Origin of the sequence: Flavobacterium turcicum (assembly GCF_011365745.1) — a bacterium.
Taxonomy (GTDB): domain Bacteria; phylum Bacteroidota; class Bacteroidia; order Flavobacteriales; family Flavobacteriaceae; genus Flavobacterium; species Flavobacterium turcicum.
The window spans coordinates 496,986-522,077 of sequence record NZ_JAAOBY010000002.1 but is presented as its reverse complement, the minus strand read 5'-3'; the positions used below and the strand labels follow the sequence as shown (position 1 = coordinate 522,077).

The 25,092-nt window shown below is 34.8% G+C and carries 21 protein-coding genes; 4 read left to right on the top strand and 17 right to left on the bottom strand.

The window, feature by feature from the left end:
• From G9Q29_RS06150 to G9Q29_RS06135, 4 genes are read left to right on the top strand one after another with little or no spacing between them, the layout of a single operon-like run.
• Window positions 1–738 (top strand): 3-keto-disaccharide hydrolase, encoded by a 738-nt coding sequence (locus G9Q29_RS06150; RefSeq protein ID WP_166134373.1) that lies wholly within the window; start codon window positions 1–3, stop codon window positions 736–738.
• A gap of 50 nt (window positions 739–788) precedes the next feature.
• Window positions 789–2,027 carry a nucleoside permease gene (locus G9Q29_RS06145; RefSeq protein WP_166134371.1) on the top strand — a complete coding sequence of 413 codons (1,239 nt, stop codon included), beginning with the start codon at window positions 789–791 and terminating at the stop codon, window positions 2,025–2,027.
• A gap of 6 nt (window positions 2,028–2,033) precedes the next feature.
• On the top strand, window positions 2,034–2,927 hold the full coding sequence (locus G9Q29_RS06140) for a hydroxypyruvate isomerase family protein (RefSeq protein WP_166134369.1): 894 nt from the start codon (window positions 2,034–2,036) through the stop codon (window positions 2,925–2,927).
• A gap of 20 nt (window positions 2,928–2,947) precedes the next feature.
• Entirely contained in the window at window positions 2,948–3,823 is an 876-nt protein-coding gene (locus tag G9Q29_RS06135) for a sugar phosphate isomerase/epimerase family protein (protein ID WP_166134367.1), read from the top strand.
• Between the two features lie 68 nt (window positions 3,824–3,891).
• On the opposite strand, the gene G9Q29_RS06130 is transcribed toward G9Q29_RS06135, so the two are convergent.
• From G9Q29_RS06130 to G9Q29_RS06050, 17 genes are all read right to left on the bottom strand, one after another.
• On the bottom strand, window positions 3,892–5,544 hold the full coding sequence (locus tag G9Q29_RS06130) for a M1 family metallopeptidase (protein WP_166134365.1): 1,653 nt from the start codon (window positions 5,542–5,544) through the stop codon (window positions 3,892–3,894).
• Window positions 5,545–5,625: 81 nt separating this feature from the next.
• The gene (locus G9Q29_RS06125) at window positions 5,626–6,840 is read right to left on the bottom strand and encodes an ATP-grasp domain-containing protein (protein WP_166134363.1); all 1,215 of its coding nucleotides are present in this window, start codon (window positions 6,838–6,840) and stop codon (window positions 5,626–5,628) included.
• Window positions 6,841–6,843: 3 nt separating this feature from the next.
• Window positions 6,844–8,277 carry a leucyl aminopeptidase family protein gene (locus G9Q29_RS06120; protein WP_166134361.1) on the bottom strand — a complete coding sequence of 478 codons (1,434 nt, stop codon included), beginning with the start codon at window positions 8,275–8,277 and terminating at the stop codon, window positions 6,844–6,846.
• A gap of 45 nt (window positions 8,278–8,322) precedes the next feature.
• Window positions 8,323–9,420: an alpha/beta hydrolase gene (locus G9Q29_RS06115; protein WP_225872896.1), complete on the bottom strand. Its 1,098-nt coding sequence runs from the start codon at window positions 9,418–9,420 to the stop codon at window positions 8,323–8,325.
• A gap of 153 nt (window positions 9,421–9,573) precedes the next feature.
• Window positions 9,574–10,173, bottom strand: a complete 600-nt coding sequence (gene hisIE, locus G9Q29_RS06110) for a bifunctional phosphoribosyl-AMP cyclohydrolase/phosphoribosyl-ATP diphosphatase HisIE (protein ID WP_166134359.1) — start codon at window positions 10,171–10,173, stop codon at window positions 9,574–9,576.
• A gap of 83 nt (window positions 10,174–10,256) precedes the next feature.
• Window positions 10,257–11,012, bottom strand: coding sequence for an imidazole glycerol phosphate synthase subunit HisF (gene hisF, locus G9Q29_RS06105; RefSeq protein WP_166134357.1), 756 nt, complete (start codon window positions 11,010–11,012; stop codon window positions 10,257–10,259).
• 99 nt (window positions 11,013–11,111) lie between these two features.
• The gene (gene hisA / locus G9Q29_RS06100; protein ID WP_166134355.1) at window positions 11,112–11,837 is read right to left on the bottom strand and encodes a 1-(5-phosphoribosyl)-5-[(5-phosphoribosylamino)methylideneamino]imidazole-4-carboxamide isomerase; all 726 of its coding nucleotides are present in this window, start codon (window positions 11,835–11,837) and stop codon (window positions 11,112–11,114) included.
• Window positions 11,838–11,941: 104 nt separating this feature from the next.
• Window positions 11,942–12,523, bottom strand: a complete 582-nt coding sequence (hisH, locus tag G9Q29_RS06095; protein ID WP_166134353.1) for an imidazole glycerol phosphate synthase subunit HisH — start codon at window positions 12,521–12,523, stop codon at window positions 11,942–11,944.
• A 77-nt stretch (window positions 12,524–12,600) separates the two neighbouring features.
• A complete protein-coding gene (hisB, locus tag G9Q29_RS06090; RefSeq protein ID WP_166134351.1) occupies window positions 12,601–13,737 on the bottom strand; it encodes a bifunctional histidinol-phosphatase/imidazoleglycerol-phosphate dehydratase HisB in 1,137 nt (378 codons plus the stop codon).
• A gap of 196 nt (window positions 13,738–13,933) precedes the next feature.
• Window positions 13,934–14,356 (bottom strand): DUF2846 domain-containing protein, encoded by a 423-nt coding sequence (locus tag G9Q29_RS06085; RefSeq protein ID WP_166134349.1) that lies wholly within the window; start codon window positions 14,354–14,356, stop codon window positions 13,934–13,936.
• A gap of 16 nt (window positions 14,357–14,372) precedes the next feature.
• Window positions 14,373–15,425 (bottom strand): histidinol-phosphate transaminase, encoded by a 1,053-nt coding sequence (gene hisC / locus G9Q29_RS06080; RefSeq protein WP_166134347.1) that lies wholly within the window; start codon window positions 15,423–15,425, stop codon window positions 14,373–14,375.
• A complete protein-coding gene (hisD, locus tag G9Q29_RS06075; protein WP_166134345.1) occupies window positions 15,415–16,707 on the bottom strand; it encodes a histidinol dehydrogenase in 1,293 nt (430 codons plus the stop codon). Before hisD ends, hisC begins: the two co-directional genes overlap by 11 nt.
• A gap of 87 nt (window positions 16,708–16,794) precedes the next feature.
• Window positions 16,795–17,652, bottom strand: coding sequence for an ATP phosphoribosyltransferase (gene hisG / locus G9Q29_RS06070; protein ID WP_158729799.1), 858 nt, complete (start codon window positions 17,650–17,652; stop codon window positions 16,795–16,797).
• Between the two features lie 270 nt (window positions 17,653–17,922).
• Window positions 17,923–18,426 (bottom strand): hypothetical protein, encoded by a 504-nt coding sequence (locus tag G9Q29_RS06065; RefSeq protein WP_166134343.1) that lies wholly within the window; start codon window positions 18,424–18,426, stop codon window positions 17,923–17,925.
• Window positions 18,427–18,479: 53 nt separating this feature from the next.
• Window positions 18,480–19,598, bottom strand: a complete 1,119-nt coding sequence (locus tag G9Q29_RS06060; protein WP_166134341.1) for a VIT1/CCC1 transporter family protein — start codon at window positions 19,596–19,598, stop codon at window positions 18,480–18,482.
• 14 nt (window positions 19,599–19,612) lie between these two features.
• Window positions 19,613–20,728 carry an efflux RND transporter periplasmic adaptor subunit gene (locus G9Q29_RS06055; RefSeq protein ID WP_166134339.1) on the bottom strand — a complete coding sequence of 372 codons (1,116 nt, stop codon included), beginning with the start codon at window positions 20,726–20,728 and terminating at the stop codon, window positions 19,613–19,615.
• 10 nt (window positions 20,729–20,738) lie between these two features.
• The gene (locus G9Q29_RS06050; protein ID WP_166134337.1) at window positions 20,739–25,073 is read right to left on the bottom strand and encodes a CusA/CzcA family heavy metal efflux RND transporter; all 4,335 of its coding nucleotides are present in this window, start codon (window positions 25,071–25,073) and stop codon (window positions 20,739–20,741) included.
• Window positions 25,074–25,092: the final 19 nt, after the last annotated feature.

Here is a 25,092-nt window from a genome sequence, read left to right as displayed (position 1 = left end):
ATGATTAAAAATATTTGTTCGGCGTTTGTTCTGCTAGTAGCAATGCAAACATCAAATGCACAGCAAACAGCTGTTCCAAAAGGGTTTAAATCAATTTTTGATGGCCAATCAACAACAGGATGGCATACTTACGGAAAAAAAACAGTAGGAAGTGCATGGAAAGTGGAAGATGGTATGTTGCATTTTGATCCAACTGCCTCGAAAGATGGTCAAGGTGGCGACTTGGTTACTGATCTAGAATATGAAAATTTCCACTTGAAGTTAGAATGGAAAGTGGCATCTAATGCCAATAGTGGAATTATATTTTATGTAAATGAAGATTTAACAAAATATAAAAACACTTACGAGACTGGTCTTGAAATGCAAGTGTTAGATAATGCAGGACATCCTGATGCAAAAATTGAAAAACACAGAGCTGGTGATTTGTACGATTTGATAAAAAGTAGTTCAGAGCCAGTAAAACCAGCTGGTGAATGGAATTCTGTGGATATAGTTTGCAAATTTGGAAAACTTACTTTTCAATTAAATGGCGTAAAAATCGTAGAGACTACGTTGTGGGATCCTAATTTTAAAAATCTAATTTCTGGTAGCAAATTTGCAACTTGGCCAGGATTTGGAACTTTCAAGAAAGGTAAAATTGCTTTACAAGACCATGGTGATAATGTTTGGTTTAGAAATATTATGATTAAAGAATGGAATACCATGAAGATTACCACTGGCTGTGAAGCCGGAATGTAATTTGAAAAAAGAATGCTATTAACTAACCAAACCACTTATTTTTTTAACCAATGAATACTACAACCAGAGTAAAACTATCCATCATGATGTTCCTTGAATTTTTCGTTTGGGGCGCATGGTTTGTTACATTAGGAACTTTTTTAGGAAACAATTTAAAGGCTTCAGGATCAGAAAGCGCTGCTGTTTTTTCTACACAATCTTGGGGTGCCATTGTTGCTCCTTTCATCATTGGTTTAATTGCTGATCGCTATTTTAATGCAGAAAAAATTCTGGGTATTTTGCACATAATTGGTGCCTTTTTAATGTATCAAATGTACCAATCTTCGGATGTTTCTGTTTTTTACACTTATGTATTGAGTTACATGATCTTATTCATGCCAACATTGGCCCTTGTTAATTCAGTATCATTTAATCAAATGAAAGATCCTGAAAAAGAATTTTCAAATATTAGAGTTTTTGGAACTCTTGGTTGGATCATTGCTGGCTTAGCTATTAGCTATGTTTTTCATTGGGATTCTGCAGAAGGACTTCGTGACGGATTACTTAAAAATACATTCCTACTAGCAGGCAGCGCTTCTTTACTATTAGGCCTTTTTAGTTTTGCTTTACCAGCTACCCCACCAAAAGGTAGCGACGAAAAAATAAAAATTGCCGATATAATTGGCTTAGATGCTCTAAAACTTTTAAAGGATAGAAACTTTGCTGTTTTTTTCATCTCATCAATACTTATTTGTATTCCATTGGCATTCTACTATCAAAACGCCAATCTTTACTTGTCACAAACAGGTATTGAAGGACCAACAGGTAAAATGGTAATCGGTCAAATCTCTGAAGTTTTGTTTTTACTTTTTATTCCTGTATTTTTTAGTCGCTATGGCTTTAAGAAAACAATCTTAATTGGTATGTTGGCATGGGCCGTTCGTTATCTTCTATTTGCTTACGGGAATGGAAATGACTTAAGTTTCATGCTTATTATTGGAATTGCACTTCACGGTATTTGCTACGATTTCTTCTTTGTTTCGGGTCAAATTTATACCAATTCAAAAGCGGGAGAAAAATATAAAAGTGCTGCACAAGGATTAATAACTCTCGCTACTTATGGCGTTGGAATGTTAATAGGATTTGCGGTTGCAGGTTGGATTACTGACAATTACAAGCTTACTGATGGAGCTATTAATTGGCAAGTGGTTTGGATTGCTCCAGCAGCCATTGCTTTCTTTGTTTTTGTGATTTTTGCTTTATTATTTGATCAAAAAAAGGAAGGTACTCCAGCTGTTAATTCAATCTAGCGCATTATGAGCGATTCGTTAAACCGAAGATCAGCCATTAAAGGTATTTTGGCAGGTACAGCAAGTATGGGTTTTGCAAGCCAATTATCAGCATTTGGTCAATCGCAAAGTTTTAATTCTGATAAAAAAATTAAACTAAAAGGTACAATCAATCATTCTGTTTCTCGCTGGTGTTTTGACCATTTAGATTTAGAAACTCTTTGTAAAGAAGCTAAAAAGTTAGGTATTACTGGAATTGATTTGGTAGGTCCTGACGCTTGGCCAATTTTAAAAAAATACAATTTAGTTTCTACCATGTGCAATGGAGCTGAACTTAATCTTATTGATGGTTTTAATGATCCTATTTTTCATGAGCAATTACAAAAAAGATATACTGATATGATTCCTAGGGTTGCGGCTGCAGGATATTCTAATCTTATTTGTTTTAGCGGAAACAAAAGAGGAAAAACGGATGATGAAGGTATAGAAAATTGCGAAATCGGGCTACAACCGCTAGTAAAACTTGCCGAAAAACACAACGTAACTTTAGTTATGGAATTACTTAACAGTAAAATTGATCATAAAGATTATCAGTGTGATAAAACATCTTGGGGTGTTGCTCTAGCCAAACGTATTAATTCTCCAAACTTTAAATTGTTGTATGATATTTACCATATGCAAATTGACGAAGGAGACGTAATTCGTACAATTACAAATAATCATCAATTCATTGCACATTATCATACTGCTGGAGTTCCCGGAAGACATGAAATTGACGATAGCCAAGAATTGAACTATCCTGCAATCATGAAAGCCATTGCAAAAACAGGTTTTAAAGGTTTTGTAGGTCAAGAATTTATACCTACCAACTCTAATAAATTAGCTTCATTGCAACAAGCCATATCAATTTGTGACATTTAACTTTTAAAAAAATAAAGATCATGAACAAAAGAAGAGAATTTCTAATCAATACCAGTTTAGCATTAGGTGCTTTAGCAATTGCTCCAAGTTTTGCTTTTGAAGCTAAAAGAAAAAACATCGGGATTCAATTATGGACATTACGTGATACATTACCTAAAGATGTTAAAGGTGTATTGGCGCAAGTGGGCAAGGCTGGATTTACAGAAGTAGAAACTTTTGGATACGCTCCTAAGACAGGATTTTTTGGAACAAGCGTTAAAGATTTTAAATTAATGTTAGATGATAATGGTTTAAAAGCAAGTAGCAACCATTTTGATTTTAATAGCATGATTAAAGATGGATCTACTGATTTAGTTTCGGATTACATTACAACAGCCAATACTTTGGGTAGCACATATATCACGGTACCTTATATAGTTGCTGATTTGAGAGGAACTACTGCGGATGCTTACAAAAAGTTAGCAGAACATGTAAACAAAATTGGTGGTATTTGTAAAGGTGGTGGACTGAAATTGGCATACCATAATCATGATTTTGAATTCACCAAATTTGGAGCAACGAACGGATATGAAATTTTGCTAAACAATACAGACAAAGATTTAGTTGATTTTGAAATGGATTTGTATTGGGTTGTTCGTTCTGGAAATAATCCTCTGGAATTGTTTAAAAAATATCCAGGCCGCTTTAGTATGTGGCATGTAAAAGATATGGATAAAGCAAATCCTGATTTTAATGCCGAAATTGGCACGGGTGCTATCGACTTTAAAGCAATATTCGCTCAGTCAAAACAAGCAGGAATGAAACGATTTTTCTTGGAACATGAATCAAATTATAAACCTAATCCGATAGAATCAGCAGCAACGAGTTTTAATTATATCAAGAAAAATTTGATTTAAACTTTAAAAAAAAAACTCAACAAAAAAGGGATGCAGTCAGTATCCCTTTTTTGTTGAGTTTTTTTTAATTATTCTCTTACGTTTAAACTTTCTACATAGAAGTTTGGATCTACTACCAATTTAAGTTCATTATTAGATAATGGAATTGATTTCCATTGATTTTCTGGTTGTAACAATTCATCTTTGCCATTTAGAGTAATTTTTAAAGGCATATTAAAACCTTGCACACTATTTGTCCATCGATACATAAGCTGCTTATTCTTAACAGAATATTCTAATTTTGGTACCCGAATATCTCTTAAATACTGATTAAAAACCATTGACAGATCAATTCCTGTTTGCTTGCTTAAATAATCTTCAATTTGCTTGGTCGTTACCATTTGGTGATAAAAAGTACTATTCAATCCTCTCAATATTTTCCTCCATTTTTCATCATTATCCACCAATTGCCGTATGGTGTGTAACATGTTTGCTCCCTTAGGATACATATCACCCGAACCTTCATTGTTTACATCGTATTTACCAATTATAGGTTTGTCATTTTCAATTATATTTCTAAGACCTCTCACATAAGTATATCCAGCTTCCTTTCCGTAGTAATATTCTAGAAAGAGACTTTCAGAATAATTGGTAAAACTTTCATGAATCCACATGTCAGCAATATCTTTGTAGGTAATATTATTAGCAAACCATTCGTGACCAGACTCGTGTATGATAATAAAATCAAACTTTAATCCCCATCCTGTTCCGCTTAGATCCCTGCCACGGTACCCATTTTGATATCCGTTTCCGTATGTAACACTACTTTGATGTTCCATACCAAGGTACGGCGCTTCAACCAATTTGTAACTATCCTCATAAAATGGATAAGGTCCAAACCAATGTTCAAAAGCTTTCAACATTTTAGGAACGTCTTTAAATTGTTTTTTAGCTTTTGCTAAATTATCTCTCAAAACATAATAAGTACAATCTAAATTTCCTTTTTCACCTTTGTATTTTTCTGAAAAAGAAACATAATCTCCAATATTAATATTTACCCCGTAGTTGTTTATGGGATTGGAAACATACCAAGAAAAAGTACTCGTTCCATCTTTTAGTTTTTTGACACTTTGCAAACGTCCATTTGACACGTTGGTCAGTGATGAAGGAACATTCACACTAATTAACATATTCTCCACTTCGTCATACATGTGATCTTTGTTGGGCCACCAAACACTTGCACCTAGACCTTGACAGGAGGATGCTATAAAAGATTTTCCATTGGCATCTTTTTTCCAAGTAATTCCTCCATCCCAAGGCGGATTAACAGCTACTTTTGGTTTTCCATTGTAAAAAATCTGTACTTGTTGTATACTTCCTTTTGTTTGAGCTTCCGTCAAATTAAGATAGTATACATTACCGACTCTTTGAAAAGAAACTTGTTTTCCGTTTTGAATGACTTTGGAAATTTGCATCGGTTGTTGCAAATCTATTTGCATCTTTTTTTCATTTTCCAAAACTTGATACGTAATTGTATTTGATCCACTAATTGTGCTATCTAGAGGATTAACTTTAATATCAAGATGGTATTTTTTTAGATCCCACCAAGCGCGCTCCTTTGTGATACTGCCACGTAAGCTGTCCTGACGTGAAAATTTTTCTATGTTTTTCTGCAAAAGCTCTTGTGCTAAACTTGCTTGAATTGCAAAGCCTAATAAGATAAAAATAAACGTTTTTTTCATGATTCATATATGAACAACAAGATCTAATAATTTATTCATTTTAAAAAAGTGATTTTTTCTTGTTGATTTTTATTATAAGTATTAATGTAAATTATCCACTTTAACTTGCTCTATTATAGCTGTAAAGTCTTCTCGTAATCGGGTTCCATAATCTTCTAATAGAAATTGTATACGTTCCGCATTATCCGATTTAACAATGATTCCTGCATGGTATTCTAAAGGGACTTTAAAGCAAACTTCTGGATCAGAAAAAGCAGCTAAGTTCGGATGTTGGTACTTTGAAAGTGTGAGTACAATACCCGCATATTCTTTTTTAACAGTTGGTAATTGGTATGCCGTTCCTTTGGCTAATGAATTTTCAATTGCTGCCCATTCTTTCCACAAATTAATATTAGATGCCTCTGCTACCATTTCGGCTATATGAGCACCGCCTACTCTTGACGAAGTTTCAAGAAAATACATTTTACCTGTTTCTTCATTTTTGATGAACTCGGTGTGCGCGGCACCATGCTTTAAACCAAAACTTTTCATCACCTGAACGTTTAATTCTTTTATAATTATATCATCCTCTGAATCATAGTGTACATTAGCTGTTCTGAAAACGCCACCACCTTGCGATATTTCCATCGGGGTCGCCAAATACTTCGATGTTAAACTGAAAATGACTTGACCATTTGAAATTAAACTATCACAATGGTAAACGGAACCAGGTTTAAACTGTTCTAAAAGGTATTTAAATCTATTGTTACCGAGCTCGTTTATATGAATCCAAAGTGTTTCTTTATCATATACTTTTATGATTCCTGTAGCTGAAGCTTCAGATCTTGGTTTGAGAACCCACGGAGCTGCAACAGTATCTGCAAAAGTATTGATATCATGATCATTAAAAAGAGAACAAAAAGCGGGTATTGGAATTGCACAACTCTTCGCTCTCATGCGCATGGCTAATTTGTCTCTAAAGTATCTTCCTGTTGTTTGCCCCATTCCGTCTATTCGTAAATTTTCACGTAAATAAGTAGCTTTTTCTACATCATAATCATCAAGAGCTACAATGGCATCAATTTTTGTAGATTTCATAAAGTTACCTACACCTAATAATAAATGCTCTAAATTCCAGTCGACGTCTTGCCCTTCCATATAAAAAATTTCTTTTATGTGTTGGTGAGGCCAAGGTTTATCTCTTAATTTTTCGCTAGTAACCAAATAAACATTGTTGTTTAATTTGCTTAGATGAGTTAAAAAATCAGTCCCTTTAAAGTAGTTCGAGATGCAAAGAAAATTTTTGGAATTTTTCATAACTTAAAGATTTTCAACAAATAAAGTTAATAAATGTACACCATAACCTGTTGCGTGTTTACTTTTAGCAAATTCATCATCGCCAAATGCCACGCCTGCAATATCTAAATGAGCCCAAGCAGGATGCTCGTTTGTGAAATATTCTAAAAATTTAGCCGCACTAATTGCTCCTGCAACTGCTTTTCCACTATAGTTTTTCACATCTGCAATATCACTTTGAATATCACTTTTGTAGCAATCCCAGAGTGGTAACTGCCACAGCCTTTCGCCAATTGCGTCCCCATTTACTTGTAATTGCTCCGCTATTTTAGAATTGTTCGTAAATAATGCACCGCATTCATAGCCAAAAGTACCTACACTACTACCTGTTAATGTAGCAATATCAATTAAATATTCAGGATTAAAATTCTTGATCATGTAGGACAAAGCATCAGCTAAGATTAGTCGGCCCTCAGCATCAGTATCAATAATTTCAATAGAATGACCACTATAGCTTTTAATTACATCGCTTGGCAAAAAAGACTTGGCATCTACTGCATTCTCCGCGCAAGGAACAATAGCAGTTACTTTAATAGGTAGTTGCAAATCAGCTATTAATTGCATGGCACCAAATACAGCTGCGCCACCTGCCATATCGCACTTCATATGCAACATTCCTGCAGTTTTTATATTTAAGCCTCCTGTGTCAAAAGTAATGCCCTTACCTACCAATCCCACGTGCTTAAGTGGCTGAATAGCGTTCTTTGGTACATATTTCATGATTACAAACTGCGGCTCTTGCTCACTACCTTTACCCACCGCTAAAAATGCACCAAGTCCTGCAATTTTGGCATCTTCATGGCCTAAAACAACTACATCAAAACCATATTGTTTTCCTTTTTCTATAGCCCAATTGGCGAGATACTTGGGTGTAACGGTATTGGGTGGCAGATCTACTAAATGGAAATTTGCCAATTGCGCATGAGCAATTTTAATTCCTCTTTCGGCTGCCAACTTGAAATTTAAAGTAGTGACTATGTTTAAAATGAAATTCGGATTTAAAAAAGCATGATTCTTTTGCTCTTTTTTGTAATGTCCTAAATTATAAGTTCCTAATAATAAACCAGAAATGATCGCTTCAACCTGAGTTGCAGAAAAATTTTCTGAAATCACTATGGCAACATCTTCATTTAGCAGATCTTGCTGTTTTGTTGCTACACGCCTAAAAATAGTTTTTATTGTTTTATAATCGGCTTGTTTTCCCAAACCAATTGCCAAACACAAATTATTTTTATATTGAAACGCATAAGTGCTATCTTTTTTTCCGCTAAAAAGAGTTGATGGTACTGAGGTGTTTTCTAAGATTACTGTGTTTCTATCAACCTCTTCATTTTCAAATATTGGAATCAAGATCGTTCCTGAAAAGCCTTCTAAATCTGGAATGATTTTTATTTTCATAATGATGTATGTAAACTAGTTATTGGAACTATTTGTTTATTGAATTTACTTTTGTTGAAAAAACAACCATTCGATTGCTTTTGGGAATTCATCACTCCAATAGCGCTCACTGTGTTGCCCATATCTATTTACACTGACATTCAATAAGTTCAAGTCTTTTATAAATGTACTCTTTATTAATTCATTTTTAAAATTTTTAACTTGATTTAGCATCGTTTTACTTTCATTTCCGCCAGCGTATAAATAAATTTTTGTTTCAGGAAAAGGAACTTCGTTGGTTTTAATAGTTAATTCGGGCACAACCCACAACGAAGGAGAAAATATCATCAACTTGCTAAAAACTTCAGGATTTCGGAGCCCACTAAAAATACTGACCAATCCACCCATACTACTTCCACCAATTCCAGTAAATTCTCGTTCTTTTTTTGTTCTAAAATGAACATCAACGTATGGTTTTAGTGTTTCGGTAACAAATCGAATGTACTTTTTACCTTGTCCTTTTCCTAAAATTGTTTTACCCACATTATATTCTTTGAGTCTGTCTTCTTCAGCGTGCTCAATAGCAATGATGATAATTTTACCGATTTTGTACTCTGACATCACTGCTATTTTTTTATCGATTTCCCAGTTGCCAAATTCAGAATTATCGTTAAATAAATTTTGAGCATCTTGTAAATACATGACAGGATACCTCTCCTCTGACTGATCGTAATCGTGTGGCAGTAAAGCCCAAATTTTTCGTGTTTTATGGAGTTGAGGGATTTCAAATTCATCTGAAATTAATTGTATTTGCGGTAAAAACGACTGCTTAAAGGGCAACCAATTTTTCCTCCATCTCGCTACTGACTCGAGCTGAATTCCTGTTCTTAAAACAGTTGTGCGGTTTTCTGTTCGATTGCCATTTTCGTCAATTTCTACTTCACTCCAATCACCTTTTGTAAATTTATACAAAAGAGTTTCAGGAAAAACAAAATCGTTTGGGAACTTAAAATGGTATATGTTTTGCCCCATTTTCTCCATAGCAAATGATTGGTCTTGTGTTTGCCAATTATTGAAATTTCCTGCTATGTAAACCGGTCTCAAATCATCTTCCTCTGTAGTTAGAATAATGTACAAGCCGGTATGATTGGTGTTTTGTTGCAAGATGTGGATTGTATTAAAAGATTGAAAAACTTTTTCAGATATTTAATTATTTGATTTTCAAAAATTAAATATACAAGTTTAGTATTTTAAATAAAAAACAAAACCCAATAGATTTTAAAATTCTATTGGGTTTTGTTTTTATAGTTTTCTAGATTATTTCTGGCGACTTTTTAGCACATCAATAACATCATTCAATTTGAATCCTTTGGCTTGCAACAAAATCAAATAATGAAACAACAAATCAGCACTTTCGCTCAAGAATAAATCATCATTATCATCTTTGGCTTCAATAACTACTTCTATTGCTTCTTCTCCTACTTTTTGTGCAATTTTGTTGATTCCTAATTGAAATAAGGATGCTACATAACTTTTTTCAGAGTCAGCTTTTTCTCTTCTCGTTTCGATGGTTTTCTCTAATTGCGAAATAAACCCATAATCAGCTTTGTTTTCTGTTTGCCAGCAAGTATCAGCACCTGTATGACATGTTGGACCAACTGGTTTTGCTTGAATCAATAAGGTATCGCCATCACAGTCATTTTTTATATCAACTAAGATTAAAAAGTTGCCACTCTCCTCGCCTTTTGTCCAAAGTCTTTGTTTAGAGCGGCTAAAAAAAGTTACTTTTTGTGTTTCGATAGTTTTAAGATATGCTTCTTCGTTCATGTACCCCAACATCAAAACGGCTTTCGTGTCGCTGTCTTGTATAATGGCTGGAATTAATGCGTCTGTATTTTTTGAGAAATCTATTTTCATTTTTTTAATTTAAAGATTGAAAGATTAAAGATTGAAAGATTATCTAGTTCGATTCTCTTTTCTCTTTATTCTAGTATCTGTTTCTATATCCTAACTTCGATATCATTATTTTTAAGAGCTTCTTTTAATGTTTTGATTTCAATTTCTTTAAAATGAAATACACTTGCTGCTAAGGCTGCATCGGCTTTTCCATATATAAACGAATCTACAAAATGCTGAATATTTCCTGCACCACCCGAAGCAATAATTGGAATATTAACTAGTTCCGAAAGTTTGGCCAAAGCCTCATTAGCAAAGCCGTTTTTAGTTCCGTCATTATCCATCGAGGTGAACAATATTTCACCTGCGCCACGTTGCTCGACTTCTTTTGCCCAATCAAATAAATTCAATTTGGTAGGTACTTTTCCGCCCACTAAATGTACAATCCACTGGCCGTCAATTTGCTTGGCGTCAATTGCAACTACAACACATTGACTTCCAAATTTTTGTGCCAAATCATTAATCAACTGCGGATTTTTAACAGCTGATGAATTGATAGATACTTTATCAGCTCCATTTTGCAATAAAACATCCACATCCTTGACAGAGGAAATTCCACCACCAACTGTAAATGGAATATTAATAGTTGCAGCTACTTTTCGAACCAAATCAATTAATGTTTTTCTTCTTTCTTCCGTTGCCGAAATATCAAGAAAAACCAATTCATCAGCTCCTTCATCCGAATATATTTTGGCCAATTCAACCGGATCGCCGGCATCACGTAAGTCCACAAAATTGACACCTTTTACAGTTCTTCCGTTTTTAATGTCGAGACAAGGAATTATTCTTTTTGTAAGCATATTTTTTGTTGTTACACAGAGATTCGCAAAGGTTTCACAGAGATACACAAAAATCTTGGCGAATCTTTGTGTCTTCTTTGTCCTTCTTCGCGAAATAATCTATTTATTTATTATGTAGTTTTCTAACTGTTTCAATGAGATTCGTCCTTCGTAAATAGCTTTACCTATGATCGTTCCTTCGCAACCTAATTCCGCTAATTTAGGTAATTCATCAAAAGTCGAAATTCCTCCTGAAGCAATAAGTTTTATTCCTTTGGCTTCTGCCAAAATTTTAGCATACAAATCAAACGATGGTCCTTCAAGCATACCGTCTTTTGCAATATCGGTACAAATTACATATTGAATTCCTTTGTTTTGATAGTCTTGAATAAACGGAATCAAATCTTCATTTGAATCTTCTAACCAGCCTGAAACAGCTACTTTTTCATTGTTTGCATCTGCTCCCAAAATAATTTTATCCGCGCCGTACTCCGAAATCCATTTTCCGAATAGTTCTCTATTTTTCACGGCAATACTTCCACCAGTGATTTGATTGGCACCACTTTCAAACGCAATTTTCAAATCGGAATCTGCTTTCAAACCACCGCCAAAATCAATTTTTAAACTAGTTTGAGTTGCAATTTGTTCCAATATTTTATAATTTACAATCTGGCTTGATTTTGCTCCGTCTAAATCCACCAAATGCAGATATTCAATTCCGTGCGCTTCAAATTCCTTAGCAACTTCTAACGGATTTTCGTTGTAAATAATCTTGGTGTTGTAATCACCTTTTGACAAACGGACACATTTCCCGTCGATGATGTCTATTGCTGGTATTATTCTCATTTATTTTAATTTAAAGATTTAATAATTGAATTATTTAAAGATTAACACTGTTAGTCAAAGAAATATTTGACTCCCTAATTTTTCAATCTTTGAATTTTTCAATCTTATAATTTTAAAAAATTCCCTAAAATTTGTTCGCCTACATCGCCGCTTTTTTCAGGATGAAATTGAGTTCCGTAAAAATTATTTTTCTTCAATGCTGAGGCATATTCTACTTCATAATTTGTGGTAGCAATGGCATCGGGGCAATTTGGCGCATAAAAACTATGTACCAAATACATGTACTCCTTTTCAGCAATTCCTTTGAACAGATCTGATTTCAAATTATAAATTTGATTCCAGCCCATTTGTGGCACTTTTACTTTTGAAGTAAATTTGACCACATCTACATCAAAAATTTCCAAACCGGCCGTGTTTCCCTCTTCGGATTTGTTGCACATCAATTGCATACCCAAACAAATCCCTAAAACAGGTTGTTTCAAGGTTGGGATCAATACATCAAGACCACTATCGATAAGCATTTTCATTGCAGAACTTGCTTCACCAACACCGGGAAAAATAACTTTATCCGCCGCTTTTATTTCCTTCCAATCGTTACTAAGCACTGCCGTAAAACCCAAACGCTCTATGGCAAACATGATGCTTTGAATATTTCCGGCTCCGTAGTTTATAATTACTATTTTCATTTCACTTTTGTTTCAAGTTTCAAGTTTAACGTTTAAAGTTGCTCGAGTCAACCTGAAATTTTAAACTTGAAACATTTTTACAACATACCTTTTGTACTTGGTAAAATCATTTTTTCCGTATCGCGCTTCACGGCTACTTTTATCGCTTTTGCAAAAGCTTTAAAAATCGCTTCAATTTTGTGGTGCTCATTGGTACCTTCAGCTTTGATGTTGATATTGGCTTTGGCACCATCTGAAAACGATTTAAAAAAGTGAAAGAACATTTCGGTTGGCATTTTACCTACCATTTCTCGTTTGAATTCGGTTTCCCAAACCAACCAATTTCTACCACCAAAATCAATAGCAACTTGAGCTAAACAGTCGTCCATTGGCAAGCAAAAACCATAACGCTCAATGCCTAATTTGTTACCCAATGCCTTTGCAAAAACTTCTCCAAGAGCAATAGCAGTATCTTCAATCGTGTGGTGTTCATCAACTTGTAGATCCCCTTTTACAAGAATTTCCAAGTCCATTTGACCGTGACGTGCAATTTGGTCCAGCATGTGATCAAAAAACGCAATTCCGGTTTCAATTTTACTCTTCCCAGTTCCATCTAGATTTAAATTGATGTAAATATCAGTTTCATTCGTCTTTCTAGAAATGGTTGCAGAACGTTCCTCTAGTTTTAAAAACTCATAAATCGTTTTCCAATCTGTAGTTTGTAAGGCAATTACCGAGTCTAATTCTTCTCTTTTTGAAGCTATCTCGTCACTTCCTAATGCTTCATCAGTATTGATGAAAATCCCTTTTGCACCCAAGTTTTTCGCTAATTCCACATCGGTAATTCGGTCTCCAATTACAAATGAATTTCCCAAATCATAGTCTGAACTATTGATGTATTTAGTCAACAAACCTGTTGCAGGCTTGCGTGTAGGAGCATTTTCATGTGGGAATGTTTTATCGATCAAAACTTCATTAAAAACAACACCTTCATTTGCAAAAGCTTTCATCACCAAATTATGCACTGGCCAAAAATTCTCTTCGGGGTGCGAAGCAGTTCCCAAACCATCTTGATTGGTCACCATAACCAATTCAAAATCCAATTCTTTTGCAATTTTCCCCAAATATTGAAACGCATTTGGGTAAAATTCTAATTTCTCAAAACTATCCAACTGGTAGTCATGCGGTTCCAAAACCATCGTTCCATCACGATCTATAAAAAGCACTTTTTTCATGGTATTCCTACTAATAAACGCATTGGCAACTGCAACTGCGTTCTGTTATTTTAATTTAATATTTCAAGTTTTGGGCGTGACCCTCCAAAAAAAAGTCGGGTCGGGCTATTCGTTTCCGCTTTTGTAATGCCCCGCTGCGCGGCACTACAAAGAGCTCCACTGCTATCCCTCACGCGAAGCAGTGAAGCTAAAAGTATTATTTACATTCAGTATCTTCCTTCATGTTTTGCATTTTACTAGTAGCAGTGTTTTCTGTTACTTCTTCGCAATACACATTGTTTATAAGTATACCTGATTCAAATACAATTTGAACATAAACTGTTTTGCCCGGTTGTACATCAATTACAAATTTCTCTGCTTTTTCTTTGGATACTTTGCCGCCAAATTGAACAGAACATTCATGTTTCCCAACAGGTACCTCATGGATAGAGTATTTTTTGTTATTCAACTTGCACACAAATTCACCATCAATAAAAGTTTTAAAAGCTACTGCTGAGCCCTGAAAACCTGTTGAACGCAAAAAATAAATCTTACCTGTTTCTGATGTACTTGTCTCTTGCGCAGCTGCTCCAACCGCAAAAAATAACGACACTAATAAAGTTAAAATTGTTTTTTTCATTTTGTTTGAATTAAGGTTATACAATATCCTTCAAAGCTACTATTAATTTTTTATTTTCATCTTGAGTTCCTACTGTCAAACGCAATGTGTTTTCACAAAGTGCTTGAGTAGTTCTATTTCGAATTACAATTCCTTTTGCAATTAACTCAGTATATCTTTTATTGGCATCATCCACTTTTACCAAAACAAAATTGGCTTCTGTAGGATAAATTTTTTCTACATAGCTCACTTCTGATAAAGCTTCAATTAAAAGTTGTCTTTGTGATATAATTGACTCAATTTCAGTTGCAATAGCTTTCTGATCTTCAAGTCTTGCTACCGCTCTATTTTGCGACAATTCGTTTACATTGTAAGGAGGTTTAATTCGGTTTAATATGGTAGTAACCGCTCTAGAAGCATAACAAATTCCTAAACGGATTCCAGCCAATCCATAAGCTTTAGAAAGCGTTTGAGTAATAATCAAATTTGGATATTCATCCAATTCATTGATCCAACTTTCTTTTTTAGAAAAATCAATATACGCTTCATCAATAACAACGAGTCCTTTGAAATTTTGCAACAAATACGCTACTTTTTCATCTGAAAAGGAGTTTCCTGTTGGGTTATTTGGCGAACATAAAAAGATCATTTTAGTATTCGCGTCAACGGCTTCCATGATTTTTTCAATCTCTGGCTGAAAATCCTCCGAAAGTAAAACCTCTCGATTTTCAATGGCATTCAAATTAGATAAAACGCCGTACATGCCATAAGTTGGTGGCAAAGTAATCACGTTATCAGTATTTGGTTCACAAAATGCTCTGAAAAGTAAATCTAAAATTTCATCACTACCATTTCCTAATACAATCTGATTCGTTTGTACACGACGTTGTTTTGCTAAAAGGCGTTTTACACGCATTTGTTGCGGATCTGGATATCTGTTTACGCCATTTTCAAACGGATTTTCATTGGCATCCAAAAAAATCATTTCGGCAGTATCAAAGTCTTCAAACTCATCACGAGCAGATGAATACGGTTTCATGTTTTTTACATTCTCCCGAACTAAATTAGTAATATCGAACTTATTTTCCATTTTCAAGTGCTTTTAATCGTAATGTAACTGCGTTTTTGTGTGCTTGCAATCCTTCTGCTTCGGCCATAATTTCAATTGCCTTTCCGATGGCCTGAATTCCTTTTTCGTTAATTTTTTGAAAAGTCATCGTTTTCATAAAACTATCTAAGTTTACACCACTGTAATTCTTGGCATAACCATTCGTTGGTAAGGTATGATTGGTTCCCGAGGCATAATCACCTGCACTTTCAGGAGTATAGTTTCCTATAAAAACAGAACCTGCATTAAGGACGTTATTGCTATAAAAATCATCAAATTCAGAGCAAATAATAAAGTGTTCGGGACCGTATTCATTGATTAAATCTAAAGCAATGGCATCAGTCTCAACGTAAATTAATTTGGAGTTGGCAATGGCTTTCTCAGCAATGGCTTTTCTTGGCAAAGCCTCAATTTGAGTAGCAACTTCATCAGCAACAGCATCAATTAATTTTTTTGATGTCGAAACTAAAATAACTTGACTATCTGCTCCATGCTCTGCTTGCGATAATAAATCCGACGCTACGAAAGCAGGAACGGCAGTATCATCAGCCACAATTAATAATTCTGATGGGCCAGCAGGCATATCAATAGCAACGCCAAACTGTGTTGCCAATTGTTTGGCTACCGTTACAAACTGATTTCCTGGTCCAAAAATTTTGTACACTTTAGGAATACTTTCTGTACCAAAAGTTAAACCTGCAATAGCTTGAATTCCGCCTACTTTCATGATTTTAGTTACACCACACAAATTGGCCGCAAATAAAATAGCAGGATTAATTTTACCTCCTTTGTCGGGTGGTGAACACAAAACAATCTCATTACAACCCGCGATTTCAGCAGGAACGGCAAGCATCAAAACAGTCGAAAACAAAGGCGCTGTTCCTCCAGGAATATACAAACCTACTTTTTGAATAGGTCTTTTTTCTTGCCAGCATGAAACTCCAGGTACAGTCTCAACAGCCACACGCTCTGTTTTCTGAGCACGGTGAAAGGCTGTAATATTAGCCTTTGCCAAAGCAATTGCTTCTTTTAACTCTTGAGGTACTGCTGCAATAGCCTCCTGAATTTCAGCTTCAGTAACAATCATTGTGTCTACTGCAACGCCATCAAAAAGCGAGGTATATTTGGCCACAGCCTCATCCCCTTTTTTCTGTACCTCTTTAAAAATTTCTTTTACAGTAGCTTCAATATCATCTACCGTTTTTGTAGGTCGTTCTAAAATACTAGACCACGTTTCTGGTTTTGGATTGTATATTTTGTTCATTGTATTGTTTTTAACCGCAAAGTTCACAAAGGTTTTCGCAAAGTTCGCAATGAATTTTTACTAAAAATAAGTTATCATCTAAAGTTTTTACAAGACCATTTTCTCTATTGGGCATACCAAGATTCCTTCGGCTCCAGCCTCTTTCAACTGATCGATAACATCCCAAAAAGTGTCTTTGTCAATTACCGAGTGTACACTGCTCCAACCTTCTTGCGCCAATGGTAAAACGGTTAAGCTGCGTAAAACTGGAAGAATTTTACCAACTGCCTCAATTTTATCATTCGGAACGTTCATCAAAATGTATTTAGATTTTCTAGCTCTTAAAACAGACTCAATTCTGAATTTCAACGTGTCGATAATTTTTTGAGATTCTGGACTTACCTTTGGTGAAACAGCCAAAACCGCTTCACTTTTAAATATAACTTCAACTTCTTTCAAATTATTTTTAAACAAGGTACTTCCGCTTGATACAATATCTACAATAGCATCAGCAAGACCAATGTTTGGTGCAATTTCAACCGAACCTGAAATTTGATGAATGTCAACCGTAACACCTTTTGAATTAAAGAAATCCAATACCGTTTTAGGATACGATGTAGCAATGCGCATTCCGTCAAGATCTTTGACAGATGTATATTGAAACGATTTAGGTACAGCAACAGATACTTTGCATTTTGAAAACCCTAATTTTTGAATAACTTCAATATTTCCGCCTTTTTCAACCAATAAATTATCTCCAACAATGGCAATATCTACTACACCATCCATTAAATATTGTGGAATATCCGAATTTCTTAAATAAAGAACTTCAAGAGGAAAGTTAGAGGCTTCAGCTTTTAATTGGTCGATTCCGTTATCAATTGAGATACCTGCATCTTTTAGAATTTGAATGCTGTCTTCGTTTAAACGACCTGATTTTTGAATTGCAATTTTTAATGTACTCATTTTTTTGTTTTTTGTTTTTTTAGAATGATAATGTTTGAGTACAATGTGGGGTAATAAAAAACCCGTTTGATGTACTCAAACGGGTTTTTAAATATGATGATTTACATGCATACCATTAACACATCGCTTGAGAGCAATAATGAAAATGATGATGATGTAATTGTATTGTAAACATGTGTTTTATTTTTCTTTGCAAATATAGATTCTTTTTTAATTAAAAAGCAATTAATACTTTAACTAAATATTGCTTTTTTGTTAAATATATCTTTTTTATTGCTTTTCCTCCTCATTTGTAGGAGCGATTTTCTCTGTAGCACTATCCGCAGCAGCACTTTCAGATCTAATTTCAGTATGACGAACTTCGCCTCCTGTTATACCCGTTTTTTGCGCAAAAAACACAGCGATGATTGCAACAACTGTCGCGATATAAGAAACTAGATTTGCTTTTGGCTTGTTTTTCAAATTAGAATAAAGACCAAATAATGATGTAATTGCCAGCGCATACAAAACAATTGCTAATTTTTCAGCCATTTCTTCATGTTCATGAATAATTGCTTTTCCTATTCCTGGGAAATCTTCCACCATTTCTTCTGCTCCTTCACCGGTAGACATACTAAAAAAGCCAAAAACAGCTGCAATGACAAATAATACATAAGCGGTGTTTTGTACCGATTTATTCTTGAGTACTATTCCAGCGATTAAAATCCCAAGTCCAAGGATTGTTCCAATAATAGGAAAATGGTTTACAACTAGGTGTAAGTGTGCATCATTCATAATCTTTTACTTTAAGTTAGTATTTATTTGTGATATTTAATTTTTTTAGAATATTATCCTGCTAAGGAAACGCCTATTAACGAACCAATTCCGTAAGTAACTGCTGCAGCTAACAAACCGAAAGCCACTTGTCTGAATCCTGAAAATAAAATGCTTTTTCCTGTCAATAAAGTGATGGCTGCTCCTATTCCAAAAAGCCCTATAACACTGCTTCCGACACTCAGTAAAATTGCATTTTTCCCGTCTAAAAACATAAAAGGATATAACGGAATAATCGCTCCAATTGCAAAAAGCACAAACGATGCTGTAGCTGCTTCCCAAGCTGATCCTCCTAATTCTTCTTTGTCAATTCCTAATTCCTCTGTGATGATGGCATCAATCGCTGTTTGCGGATTTTCAAAAGCTTTGTCAGCCAATTTTTGTGCTTCGACCACATTCATTCCTTTGGCTTGATACAATAAAACCAATTCTTTTTTCTCTTCTTCGGGAGAAGCTTCTAATTCTTCAGTTTCTAAATCAATTTGACGCTGGTTTAATTCTCTGGAACTTTGTACCGAAAGCCATTCGCCTAGCGCCATTGATATAGCACCTGCCAAAAGTCCTGCAATTCCGGTTAACAATATCGTATCATTAGAAACAGCTGCTCCAGCAACTCCCATGACCAAACTCATATTAGAAACCAATCCATCATTAGAACCTAAAACTGCCGCTCGCAAAGCATTTCCGCCCACGGATTTATGCCTACTCTCAAATTTAGACAACAACCCTCCAGAAACATTTAAAGCTGCATTATTATTTACAGCCTCAATAATATTTAGGTGATTGTGCTCAAAACCAGTTGGTTTTTCACCCGTTTTAATTTTGTTTCGAACCGAATTTTCGGCAAACTGTTTTTCTATTGAAGATAACGAGCTAATTATGGAACTATAACCAAAAATTTTACCCAACTTCAGTTGAAATTTTGCTCTACTAGATGGCAAAAGCATGTTGAAATTTGGTTCTATGGTACGAACTTTATCTAACATGTGTTTTGCGTGTCCTTTCTCGATTTCGCCTAAGCTTAGTAAAACTCTCGAAAGATTTTCGTCAGACTGAATGGCAGCAATACTATCGTACAAAAAGGCGGTATCAACCTCTGTTTGCAACTGATCTTTAAGTTTATTCAAGTCCATTATTTCCTTTTTTATTAATTAACCAAATCAAAAACTCCTTTTGTTAATAGTCTTGATGAAGCTGATATTGCTGTGTTTGGCAGTATTTCGACAAATTTTTCAGACTTCGAACCAACAGTAACACTTACCTTCTGGAACGAATATCCATTTTTTTCATTCTTGACTAAAAGTACAAAATTTTTATTGTTTTCTGTCACCAATGCTTCAACAGGAATCGCTAATCCTTTTTTAGAATCGATAATTATTTCCGCTTCTACAAACATTCCTGTCAACAGCTTTTGCTTTATGGCATCGTCTAAATGTCCATGAATATTAATCGTTCTGTCATTTCCCTCAATTGATTTTCCTACTAAATGTACTTCGGCATTAAACACTTCTTTGGATGCTTCGGGAACTTTAAATTGTATTCTTTGTCCAATTTTCACATTCAAAATATCTTTTTCAAAAACGGCTAATTCTAAATGCAAGTGATCCGTATCTACAATTTCTAAAATCACATCCGAAGGCGCCACATACATACCTACATTGGCATTCATAATCACAATATCACCGGTTATTGGAGAAAAAATGGTGATTGTTGAAGTCAATATTCCTCTCTCGACATTTCTAGGATTAATGTTCAAGAGTAACAATTTGGCACGTAAACTTTGATGCATGGCTTTAGCTCTTTTATAGTCGCTTTCGGCTTTTAAGTAGTTTTTTTGCGAAGTAATTTTTTCATCGTACAAGGTTTTTTGGCGGTCGTATTCTGATTTCAAGAAATTCAATTGCTCCGCTACTTCCATATACTCTTTTTGAATATCCAGAAATTCGGTGTTTTGCAAAGTCAATAAAGCTTGACCTTTTGTGACTCTATTTCCAACCAAAAGCGTTGTCGATTTTACATAACCACCCATAAAAGTGTTCACTTTAGCTCGGTTTTGTGGTGGTACGTCAATTTTCCCTGATGCTTTTACGGTAACATCAAAATCCTGTTCTGTTGGACTCCCAATCTCCATTCCCGAAGTTTTGAATTGAGTAGCAGATACAGTAATTAAGCCGTTATCTTTTGGTTCTGATTCTTCCGTTTTAGCTTCTTTGCAAGAAAATAAAAAAAGTGAGATAGTGATTATATAGAGTGCGTTTTTCATTGGTAAAATATTAAAAATTGAGGTATTGTAAATCTAATTGGGTTTGATTGAATTGCAAAATAGTGTCTAAATAATCTACTTGAATAGTTGTGGCATTTTCTAGACTTTGGATGTATTGAAAGAAATCAATTTCACCATGTTTGTAGCTATTATTTCCCACCTTTATAATCTCATCCGATAATTTTTTACCGTATGAATTGTAGTAGTTTATTGCCTCCTGATGTTTTGCTAATTCATTCTTTTTTTGAGTGATGTACTTCTCTATTTTTGTAGCTTCATTTTGCTTTTGTTGTTCCCAACTTTGCAATTCCAGCTGTGCTACTTTACTTTTTGCTACTTGTCCTGAGAATAAAATGGGTACCGCAAATCCAACTTGAAAACCATACAACGACTGCGATAATCCATTATTTCTACCTTGAAAATAATCTAGGTTAATATCTGGCAGCCAATGTTGTTTTTGCAACATAATTTGACTTTTATAATTAGTTGTAATGCTTTCTAAATAAGCAGTATATAGTATTTTACTTGTTTCGTCAATAGAAGATGATAAGGGTGCTATTTTATTGCTTTTTATCACAATTGTTTCATCGGTTTGTAGTAAGGATTGCAACAGTTCGTACTGTGCTTTTTTATCATTCTCAATTTGCGAAAGCTTGGTTCTTATTTGTCTAAACTTGGCTTGAGCCGTAATTTTTTCGAGATAATTCGTTTCTCCTAATTCAAAACGTCTGTCGCTTGCTTTCGAGAAATTTTGATACAAACTATCCAAATACTGATACAGTTTTTCTTGATGTTGCAAATAAACAATGTGCTGATAGGATTTGGCTACAGCCAAAGAAAGTTTGTTTTTTTGAATTTCAAAATTAGCTTTTTCCTTTTCGTATTCAGAAGAAAATACTTTTTTCTGCGCTCCGTAAACCGTTGGAAAAGCAAAACGTTGTTGCACACCAAAAACACGCAAAGGTTGGTTATTGAGTGCTAAATTATTTTGATCGTAACTGTAATAAATATTGGTTTTATCAAAAGTATTCGCCGTTTTGATATTGGCTTTAGTCTTGTCCACTTGCAATTGAGCCGCTTTGATACCTTTGTTATTTTGCATTGCTTTCGACATCAAACTATCCAATTCTGGATTAGAATTTTGCGAGAATGCAAATGAAGTACTTAACAATAACATAATGATAAAAGTTGCATTTTGAGTTTTCTTTAGTTTCGCTTTTTTGAAAGACTGATTCTCAAAAACTTTGTATAAAATAGGCAATACAATCATGGTTAAAATTGTTGCCGTAAACAATCCCCCAATAACAACCGTTGCAAGAGGTCGTTGCACTTCGGCTCCTGCTGAAGATGAAATTGCCATAGGTAAAAATCCTAATGCGGCTGCAGCTGCAGTCAATAATACCGGACGTAATCTATCAGTAGTTCCTTTCAGAATTAAAGCATCAATATCTTTCATTCCTTGGTGTTTGAGTTCTTTAAAATGTTCGATGAGTACAATTCCGTTTAATACTGCGATTCCGAAAAGTGCGATGAAACCAACACCTGCCGAAATACTGAACGGTAAATCGCGTATCCATAAAAACAAAACACCACCCACTGCTGACAACGGAATTGCTGAATACACCATTAAAGCCTCTTTCACAGATCCAAAAGCAAAATACAAAAGGATAAAAATCAAAAATAAAGCGATAGGAACTGCAATCATCAATCGGGCTTTGGCACTTTGTAAATTTTCAAATTGTCCACCATATTTCACGTAATAACCTGCTGGTAATTTGATTTTGTTTTCAACAATTTGCTGAATATCAGTAACTACACTCTGCAAATCTCGGTTCCTAACGTTGATTCCCACTACAATTCTTCTATTCGTATTATCTCTAGAAATTTTCGCAGGACCTTCAGTATATTCGATCGAAGCCAACTCGCGCAAAGGAATTTGTTCACCGTTAGGAGTTGGAACGTATAAATTTCGTAAATCCTCAATATCTCGTCGGTTTGTTTGATCCAAACGCACAACCATATCAAAACGTTTTTCGCCTTCAAAAACAGTTCCTACCGTTTTTCCGGCAAAGCCAAGGGCAATCATTTCGTTCAAATCGGCAATATTCAACCCATAACGGGCAATTTTCGAACGATCATAGACTACTGACATTTGCGGTAAACCTTCCGTTTTTTCGATGATAATATCCGAAGCTCCTTCTACCTTTGCAATTGCATTTTTTATTTCGTGTGCTTTTTGTGCCAAAACATCCAAGTCTTCGCCAAAAACTTTAACAGCAACATCAGAACGCGTTCCCGAAATTAATTCGTTGAAACGCATTTCTATCGGCTGCGTAAATTCGATTTCCATATTCGGAATTTGATTTTCTAAAGCTGCTTTTATTTTATCTGCCAATTCATCTTTGGTAGCAGCCGAAGTCCATTCGGATTTGGGTTTTAATTTCACAATGACATCACTTTCTTCCATAGACATCGGGTCAGTAGGTACTTCGGCAGCACCAATTCTACTCACAACCTGAGTAACTTCTGGAAAGTTTTTAAGGATTATTTTTTCAATTTTTGTAGTTATTGCAATCGTCTTAGTCAATGACGTTCCTGTTTTTAAAACGGGTTGAATCACAAAATCACCTTCGTCAAGAGTAGGAATAAATTCTCCTCCCATGGTTGCAAATAAGCCTGCAGCCAGCAATAATAAACCAAGTGCACCATATAAAACTTTTTTGGTATTGGCTATTGCCCAAGTAATAATAGGCAAATACCATGAATTCAACTTACGGATTAACTTGCTGGATAATGAATTTGGATTTTCCTCTTTTGGTTTCAAAAACAATGAAGAAACCACAGGAACATAGGTAAAACAAAAAATCATGGCGCCTAACAAAGCAAAACTAAACGTCATTGCCATTGGTTTGAACATTTTACCTTCGATTCCGGATAAGGATAGAATTGGAATAAAAACTATCAGAATAATCAACTGGCCAAAAATAGCTGAATTCATCATTTTGGAGGCGCTTTTATAGGTGATTTGGTCAATTTCTAGCTGGCGTTCTTCCTTACTAAGAATCCCTAAATGAGAGGATTTGCTGGCAATTTGAAACGCAATAAATTCGACAATAATGACAGCACCATCGATGATAATTCCAAAATCTATCGCACCCAAACTCATTAAATTGGCATCGATTCCAAATATATTCATGAACGAAATGGCAAACAACAAACATAATGGAATTACAGAGGCCACAACCAAGCCAGAACGCCAATTTCCTAGCAATAGTACCACAACAAAAATTACGATTAAGCATCCTAAAATCAAGTTTTCGGCAACGGTAAAAGTCGTTTTCCCAACTAACTCGCTTCGTTCTAAAAATCCATTGATGTAAACACCTTCAGGCAGTGATTTTTGGATTTCGGCAACTCTATTCTTCACATCATCAATAACTTGTTTAGAGTTTCCTCCTTTGAGCATCATGACTTGTCCCAAAACTTTTTCCCCTTCGCCATTGCCGGTGATGGCACCAAAACGGTTGGCATGACCGTAACGAATTTGTGCTACATTTTTAATATAAACAGGAAGACCATTATTATTTTGAACTACAATATTTCCAATATCTTCTAGTGAATTTACTTTTCCTTCACCTCTGATAAAATAACTTTGATTCACTTTTTCAATATAGGCACCACCCGCAATACTGTTGTTTTTTTCGAGAGCGGTGAAAACATCAGCCGTCGAAATATTCATGGCTTTTAAACTCGATGGACTAATTGCAATTTCATATTGTTTTAAAAAACCACCCCAAGTGTTAATTTCTACAACACCTTTAATTCCAGATAACTGGCGCTTTACTACCCAATCCTGAATGGTGCGTAAATCTGTTACTGAATAATTATTCTTAAATTCTGGTTTAACTTCTAAAGTATATTGATAGATTTCTCCTAGTCCGGTGGTAATTGGACCCATTTCTGGTGTACCAAAACCTTGCGGAATTTTCTCAGAAGCAGTCTTGATTTTCTCGGCAATAAGTTGTCTTGGAAGATAGGTTCCTAAATTCTCATCAAAAACAATGGTGACTACAGACAAACCAAATTTAGAAATGGATCGAATTTCTTTGACACCTGGCAAGTTAGCCATTTCAATTTCAACAGGATAGGTGATGAATTGTTCAATGTCTTGCGTAGAAAGGTTACGAGAAGTTGTGATTACCTGAACTTGGTTATTAGTCACATCTGGAACTGCACCGATTGAAATTTGAAAAACAGAAAAGAGACCAAATCCAAAAATTCCGAGTGTGAATAGTAAAACAATGAGTTTGTTTTTTAAACTGAAAGCAATTATTTTTTCAAGCATTTTAATCTTTTTTTATACC

Bases quoted from the DNA above. Each gene is read 5' to 3' on its own strand.
- G9Q29_RS06150 (WP_166134373.1), top strand. From the start codon at position 1: ATGATTAAAAATATTTGTTCGGCGTTTGTTCTGCTAGTAGCAATGCAA.
- G9Q29_RS06145 (WP_166134371.1), top strand. From the start codon at position 789: ATGAATACTACAACCAGAGTAAAACTATCCATCATGATGTTCCTTGAA.
- G9Q29_RS06140 (WP_166134369.1), top strand. From the start codon at position 2,034: ATGAGCGATTCGTTAAACCGAAGATCAGCCATTAAAGGTATTTTGGCA.
- G9Q29_RS06135 (WP_166134367.1), top strand. From the start codon at position 2,948: ATGAACAAAAGAAGAGAATTTCTAATCAATACCAGTTTAGCATTAGGT.
- G9Q29_RS06130 (WP_166134365.1), bottom strand. From the start codon at position 5,544: ATGAAAAAAACGTTTATTTTTATCTTATTAGGCTTTGCAATTCAAGCA.
- G9Q29_RS06125 (WP_166134363.1), bottom strand. From the start codon at position 6,840: ATGAAAAATTCCAAAAATTTTCTTTGCATCTCGAACTACTTTAAAGGG.
- G9Q29_RS06120 (WP_166134361.1), bottom strand. From the start codon at position 8,277: ATGAAAATAAAAATCATTCCAGATTTAGAAGGCTTTTCAGGAACGATC.
- hisIE (WP_166134359.1), bottom strand. From the start codon at position 10,173: ATGAAAATAGATTTCTCAAAAAATACAGACGCATTAATTCCAGCCATT.
- hisF (WP_166134357.1), bottom strand. From the start codon at position 11,012: ATGCTTACAAAAAGAATAATTCCTTGTCTCGACATTAAAAACGGAAGA.
- hisA (WP_166134355.1), bottom strand. From the start codon at position 11,837: ATGAGAATAATACCAGCAATAGACATCATCGACGGGAAATGTGTCCGT.
- hisH (WP_166134353.1), bottom strand. From the start codon at position 12,523: ATGAAAATAGTAATTATAAACTACGGAGCCGGAAATATTCAAAGCATC.
- hisB (WP_166134351.1), bottom strand. From the start codon at position 13,737: ATGAAAAAAGTGCTTTTTATAGATCGTGATGGAACGATGGTTTTGGAA.
- G9Q29_RS06085 (WP_166134349.1), bottom strand. From the start codon at position 14,356: ATGAAAAAAACAATTTTAACTTTATTAGTGTCGTTATTTTTTGCGGTT.
- hisC (WP_166134347.1), bottom strand. From the start codon at position 15,425: ATGGAAAATAAGTTCGATATTACTAATTTAGTTCGGGAGAATGTAAAA.
- hisD (WP_166134345.1), bottom strand. From the start codon at position 16,707: ATGAACAAAATATACAATCCAAAACCAGAAACGTGGTCTAGTATTTTA.
- hisG (WP_158729799.1), bottom strand. From the start codon at position 17,652: ATGAGTACATTAAAAATTGCAATTCAAAAATCAGGTCGTTTAAACGAA.
- G9Q29_RS06065 (WP_166134343.1), bottom strand. From the start codon at position 18,426: ATGAATGATGCACACTTACACCTAGTTGTAAACCATTTTCCTATTATT.
- G9Q29_RS06060 (WP_166134341.1), bottom strand. From the start codon at position 19,598: ATGGACTTGAATAAACTTAAAGATCAGTTGCAAACAGAGGTTGATACC.
- G9Q29_RS06055 (WP_166134339.1), bottom strand. From the start codon at position 20,728: ATGAAAAACGCACTCTATATAATCACTATCTCACTTTTTTTATTTTCT.
- G9Q29_RS06050 (WP_166134337.1), bottom strand. From the start codon at position 25,073: ATGCTTGAAAAAATAATTGCTTTCAGTTTAAAAAACAAACTCATTGTT.